The organism is Nostoc sp. UIC 10630 (assembly GCF_010747425.1).
GTDB lineage: Bacteria > Cyanobacteriota > Cyanobacteriia > Cyanobacteriales > Nostocaceae > Nostoc.
The window spans coordinates 44,369-50,704 of record NZ_JAAGOG010000036.1 but is presented as its reverse complement, the minus strand read 5'-3'; the positions used below and the strand labels follow the sequence as shown (position 1 = coordinate 50,704).

At 41.6% G+C, this 6,336-nt stretch carries 5 protein-coding genes and 1 pseudogene; 5 read left to right on the top strand and 1 reads right to left on the bottom strand.

Features of this window, described 5'->3' with window-relative positions; all coding sequences use genetic code 11:
• Nucleotides 1–76: 76 nt before the first annotated feature.
• Nucleotides 77–355: pseudogene (locus G1O98_RS11785) on the top strand (HIT family protein); the annotation flags it as partial.
• 108 nt (nt 356–463) lie between these two features.
• Here G1O98_RS11785 and G1O98_RS11780 read toward each other — a convergent pair.
• On the bottom strand, nt 464–1,183 hold the full coding sequence (locus tag G1O98_RS11780; protein WP_163928985.1) for a Uma2 family endonuclease: 720 nt from the start codon (nt 1,181–1,183) through the stop codon (nt 464–466).
• 614 nt (nt 1,184–1,797) lie between these two features.
• Here G1O98_RS11780 and serA point away from each other — a divergent pair.
• The 4 genes from serA to G1O98_RS11760 all read left to right on the top strand — a co-directional run bounded on the left by serA (nt 1,798) and on the right by G1O98_RS11760 (nt 6,117).
• Nucleotides 1,798–3,378 carry a phosphoglycerate dehydrogenase gene (gene serA / locus G1O98_RS11775; protein ID WP_163928984.1) on the top strand — a complete coding sequence of 527 codons (1,581 nt, stop codon included), beginning with the start codon at nt 1,798–1,800 and terminating at the stop codon, nt 3,376–3,378.
• Nucleotides 3,379–3,524: 146 nt separating this feature from the next.
• Nucleotides 3,525–4,445, top strand: a complete 921-nt coding sequence (gene prmA / locus G1O98_RS11770) for a 50S ribosomal protein L11 methyltransferase (RefSeq protein ID WP_163928983.1) — start codon at nt 3,525–3,527, stop codon at nt 4,443–4,445.
• A 214-nt stretch (nt 4,446–4,659) separates the two neighbouring features.
• Entirely contained in the window at nt 4,660–5,955 is a 1,296-nt protein-coding gene (locus G1O98_RS11765) for a hypothetical protein (protein ID WP_163928955.1), read from the top strand.
• A gap of 12 nt (nt 5,956–5,967) precedes the next feature.
• Complete coding sequence (locus G1O98_RS11760) at nt 5,968–6,117, top strand: hypothetical protein (protein ID WP_163928982.1); 150 nt, start codon at nt 5,968–5,970, stop codon at nt 6,115–6,117.
• The last annotated feature ends 219 nt before the right edge of the window (nt 6,118–6,336 follow it).

Sequence of the window (6,336 nt, the reverse complement as noted above, 5' to 3'; positions counted from 1 at the left end):
TATCCGACACACGACCTTTGATTTCCCCACCCTTCAAATGTACGGAGCTTTTTCAGAAATCAAATATTAGTCCTATATAAGCAAAGGACATGTTTTGGTTATTCCCAAACGTCATGTAAACAGTTATTTTGAGCTACCATTTAAAGAACAGTCTGCTTGCTGGTTTATGGTGAATAAAGTACAAGAAATTCTCAAAGCAGAATTTGAACCTGATGGCTTTAATATAGGAATGAATATCAATCGAGCCGCAGGTCAAAATATTATGCACGCCAGTATTCATATCATCCCTCGTTACAAAGGTGATAGTATTGGCGCTAAAAGTGGAATCAGGAATGTTATTCCTAAAAAGCAATAGTTTCTTTTACTGACAGCTTCTAGTCGCAAACCAAAATTTATAGTAAATACATAAATTCTGAAAAACCAGATTTATTAGTCTTGTCGAAAATATTGCAAAATATTTCAGTTAACCCAGATTATCTGGATCGATTCCTAGCGCTCTTAATTGTTCTGTCAATTGTTGCACCCGTTGTTCTGCTTGTTGAGCGCGTTGTGCTTCTTGTTGAGCGCGTTGTACTTCTTGTTTTACTTGTTCTGCGGGCGTGAGATATCGTTGTCCTTGCTCATCATACCAATACATCCATTCCCGCGTTACGCCACAATAATTTCCTCTTTCGCAACCAATTCCTAAACCAATTTCTGGTAGCCAAACGGGGTTTCCCTCTTGCAATTCATACTTACCATTAACCAACTTATGTACTTCTAGATGAGGTTTGCGGCGGCGACGGGAGGAATAAATCACATAGTAAAGTACACCCAAAGCCTCATATTCATCCAATTTAGTCGTGTATTCCTTGCGATAATTTTGGGAAACTACTTCTAGCACGAAAATCGGTACAACATTTTCATCCCACAGCACATAACTGGGACGCAACTCTTCATCATAAAACCGCTCTACGCCTAAGCTCAAAAATCCATCTGGCACAATGGGCGGTTTATCGGGGTGATAATAAATACCCATATCTATGGCAAATAGCCAGTCCATACGTTCTGCCCAAAGTATCAGCAGGATCGCCTTCAGCAAACCTGGTATCAATTCTTGCAGTTCATTATCCACAGGCGTTTCATCAGAGTCTGGTAGTTCCTCGGCTGAGGGCAAGTGCCTTGGCAAGTTGTAGTTTAACATCGCTGGTTTCCCCAAAAATCAAAGGACATTTGGCTCATCAGAATTATAGCGATTTCTTCACTAGCAATATCTACAAAAAGGCTGTTTGGTAACGCACGTAGATTAATGATTAGGATTTACGTCTACCTACCTATTGCGATCCGCTAATCTTGATAATGTAAATATTTTATTTTGACTAAGTGATACCACATGTGGTATTGATAAATAACTAAGATTCTACAGATAAAATAGTTACTAACTCATTTGTTAGTTGTGCAGAGCATTGCCTCAGCTAAAGTTGCAGCACAGTCAAGAATCTAAGCGTTTCTACCGCACAAAGGAAATTGCTTAAGGCAATAAAATTTTGGTAACTCTTAACTATTAATAAATATATAGGTGCTTAGTGCTATTAATGCTTTATATTTAGCGACAGGGTGGTGCAAACAGCCACTCATCTTTAAATACTTAGGAGGCAGTACCTACCGGGAGCAACTCACGCTTCGATACCATCAGCACGTAGCGTAAGTAAAGGTGAAGTTGATATTAAAACGAATAATTTTTGCTGAATTGCGACAGATAAGGACTAAACTAAAAAGTCTTGTGCAGCAAAACCTGTAGCTTTAAATGAAGTAATCATGTCTAAGGTTCTTGTCTCAGATTCTATTGACCAAGCTGGAATTGACATTCTTTCGCAAGTTGCTACTGTTGATGTCAAAATAGGTCTAAAACCAGCCCAACTGCTCGAAATTATTGGTGAATATGACGCACTGATGATTCGTTCTAGTACGCGCGTCACTCAAGAAATCATTGAAGCCGGCACTCAGCTAAAAATCATCGGTCGTGCTGGCGTAGGTGTGGATAATGTGGATGTTCCCGCAGCCACACGTCGGGGAATTGTAGTAGTCAATTCTCCAGAGGGAAACACAATTGCCGCCGCCGAACACGCGCTAGCAATGATTTTGGCTTTGTCTCGCCACATTCCTGATGCTAATGCCTCGGTGAAACGCGGTGCGTGGGATCGCAATAGCTTTGTTGGCGCGGAAGTCTACAAAAAAACTCTCGGTGTTGTCGGTTTGGGTAAAATTGGCTCCCATGTTGCGGCTGTAGCTAAGACAATGGGGATGAAACTCCTAGCTTATGACCCTTTTATTTCTACAGAACGAGCCGAACAGCTTGGCTGCCAGTTGGTGGAGCTAGATTTACTCTTCCAGCAAGCAGACTATATCACCCTACACATCCCGAAAACCCCAGAAACTACCCACTTAATCAATGCCACAACTTTGGCAAAGATGAAACCTACAGCCAGGATTGTCAACTGCGCTCGTGGTGGGATCATTGATGAAGTTGCTTTAGCAGCAGCTCTGAAAGCAGGTAAAATTGGTGGTGCCGCCTTGGATGTGTTCGAGTCAGAACCACTGGGTGAATCGGAATTGCGATCGCTAGGCAAAGAAGTTATCCTCACCCCCCACTTGGGAGCCTCTACCGCAGAAGCTCAAGTAAATGTGGCGATTGATGTTGCCGAACAAATTCGGGATGTACTTTTAGGACTACCAGCCCGTTCAGCCGTCAACATTCCCGGACTTGGCCCCGATGTGTTGGAAGAACTCAAACCCTATATGCAGCTAGCAGAAACTCTAGGTAATCTAGTAGGACAGCTAGCTGGCGGACGGGTGGAAGTACTCAATATTCGGCTACAAGGGGAACTCGCAACCAACAAAAGTCAGCCTTTGATAGTCGCTGCCCTCAAAGGTTTACTTTATCAAGCTTTACGGGAACGAGTAAATTACGTCAATGCCAGCATAGAAGCCAAAGAACGGGGAATTCGGGTAATTGAAACCCGCGATGCTTCCATTCGAGACTATGCCGGAACACTTCATCTAGAAGCTACGGGTACTTTAGGTACTCATTCTGTCACCGGCGCTTTGTTGGGTGAGCGGGAAATCCATCTAACTGATGTTGACGGTTTCCCCATTAACGTCCCACCCAGCAAATATATGCTGTTTACCCTGCACCGCGATATGCCGGGGATTATCGGCAAACTTGGTTCCTTACTGGGCAGTTTTAATGTGAATATTGCCAGTATGCAAGTAGGCCGTAAAATCGTCCGTGGTGATGCGGTAATGGCTCTGAGTATAGATGACCCTTTACCTGAAGGCATCTTGGATGAGATTATAAAAGTCCCTGGTATTCGGGACGCGTATACAGTAACACTTTAATTTTGGATTGCGGACTTCGGCTACGCTCAGTCGGACGATTTTGGATTTTGGATTGGTAATGGCTAATTGCTCATTGTTTTTCGCATTGGTCATTAACCATTACCAAGTCCCCAATCTAAAATCTAAAATCTAAAATCTAAAATTATATGGCAAACACCTGGTGGGAACTACAGATTTTATGTGAGCCAGACCTAGAAGATTCGATCTTTTGGCGACTGGAAGATTTTGGCTGTCGTGGAACAGCTAGTGAAAACAAAGGAAATTCATCTTTAGTTAGGGCCTATTTATCGACAATTCAAACACAGCTACTAGATTTGGCAGCGCTGTCACTGTGGCTGCGTCAAGATGCCCTTTGTGTAGGAGTTTCATCTCCCTCTCTGCAATGGCAGTTAATTGATGAGGAAGATTGGGCAACTAGCTGGAAACAATATTGGCATCCGCAAGAAATCGGCGATCGCTTCCTAATTAACCCCGCGTGGCTACCATTACCAGAAACAACAGAACGGTTAGTAATTCGTCTTGACCCTGGTGTAGCATTTGGTACGGGCAACCATGCCACCACTCAGTTATGTTTGGAATCCCTAGAAATGCGGCTGAGTGGAGTTCCTCAGTCATTTGTGGGTGATAGTGGCAAACAAAAACATCTGGTAATTGCAGATATTGGTTGTGGTTCTGGTATCCTTTCCATTGGGGCGCTGCTATTGGGAGCCGAAAAAGTCTATGCAGTAGATAATGACCCTTTAGCGGTGCAATCAACTATCAGTAATGGTCTCCTAAATGACATTAGCTCAGAACGTTTACTACCAGCACTAGGAAGTGTAGACGTTTTGACAAAACTGCTTGAGAAACCAGTGGATGGTATAGTTTGCAATATTCTGGCTCATGTAATTATTGAGTTGATTCCAGAAATGAGTGCGATCGCTAAACCTGAAACTTGGGCGATCTTCAGTGGTATTTTACTAGAACAATCTAAAGCTGTTGCTGACGCTTTAGAACAAAATGGTTGGGTCGTTGCTACCCTGTGGAAAAGAAAAGAATGGTGTTGCTTGAATGTACGGCGTTCTTAACCAACGCAAAACTAGACAATACCCTGCGGGAAGCGACTTTGCGTCTACATGAATTGCTCTTAGCTGAAAATGAAGGTTTCAGCTATGGTTTGCGTCAGTCTTGTAGAAAAAATGGATGATACGTTTTAACAGTATTCGACTTAAGTATAAGTAATCAAGCAATCTGAGGTGACATAATATATAGATTAACCACTATTGACTTTTGAAACCAGCGATGAAAGAACGGCTACAAATCCACAAAAAAGCTGACTCATCCGCTTCTAAGTCAGAGCAAGGTCAGCACCTTTTAATTACTCACTCTCAACTTGGCTCCAACAAGCCTATATTACAGGCGAAAGTAGAGAATCATAAATTTCAAGAGTATCAGTTTGAGGCAACAAAACTCCAAATCCAAGCCAAGCATGGCACGATCACGCCAGACGGACAGGAACGACTCACAGTATTACAGGCAAAGATGAATGAGTCGTTGCAGCAAGGGAAGGAACACTCTTTTCAGTTTGGTCATAACATTGACAAAATGGCGATCAAACGTGCTGATGCTGTATCGCTGGCACAAATGCAACCCCTTCAAGAACCAAAAATACAGCCAAAACTCACTGTTGGTCAACAAGGAGATCAGTATGAGCAAGAAGCGGATAGAGTAGCTACTTCTGTTGTCAGCCAAATTAATGCAGCTACTTTGCAAAACCAAGAAGGACAGCAGACGACCTTAGCAGGTAGCAGAAACATCCAAGCAAGCTCTGAAGAAATATTAGCAGCAAATAACTCAGCAGATAAAAAACAAAAATTTTTACAAGATTACTCACTAGCGAAAACATTAGTAAATGGCATAGATGACACATTACCAGAAGATAAAATCCTAGAACAACTATTCAAAAACTTTGGCAATATCCAATTTCAATACACAATGGTGAGTAAGAGCCAAGAAACTCTCTTGAAAGGCTCTCCAGAAGGAGATTGTCAGACATTAGCTCGTGCATTTAAAAAAGTTGCAGAAGAATATTTTGGTATTGAAAAAATAACAGTTGAAAGCATTGCCAAACCTTTTTTGAGTGAAGCTGGAGTTACGCCATACCAAGGCAAAAAGCCTAATTGTGATGATGGTAAGCGGTGGTTTTTCCAAAACCATTATTGGGCTAGCTGGAACGGAAAGGTTTACGATGTTTTATTTCTCAGCCATAAACGAACTGAAGCAGATATGGCAAAACAGATGCAACCACTTACATCTATGTTGATGCCTGAACAAGAGTACTATGAAACAGAAAAAGGAAAAGTTGTATATCCAATCGTTAATAAGTACTCAACTGTAGAAATGAGTATATTTGAGAAACTGAAAAACTTTGTGAATAATCTTGGTAGATTTTTCTCTGACAATATGAGTGCAATAATAAATAAAATTCAGTCTTTATTGTCTAAAGGTGGAAACAACGCTAGTGGTTTTGATTCTCTAATGAGAGAACTAGAAAATGACAAAACTAGTACTGTGGTCTCAAATAATCAAAATCAATAATTATAAACCTTGATGGGATCGTTAATTGAGTGCGATCGCATTTTTACTTGGTACAAGATTAATTCAATTGCGATCGCACCCCAGACAAAGGCAAATCAGTTATTTTGGTTAGCGATCTATGCGATCGCAGTAATTAAACTCACGTTATATTCACAAGGGTAAAGGGAAAGGGTAAAAGTTTTTCTTTTACCCTTTAATCCTATAAAATTTTACATACTTCGGTTTAATCGTGCTTACTTACTTGGATAATCCTGATTTGCCTACAACTGTTGCCTTCTCGGACGAGCAACTGCAATGCTTGTTTACGTAGGCGTAGCCTGTCGTAGACATCGCACCAACATGCCTGAAGTACGGAATACGGCGCTTCGCGCCTGTTCCTCA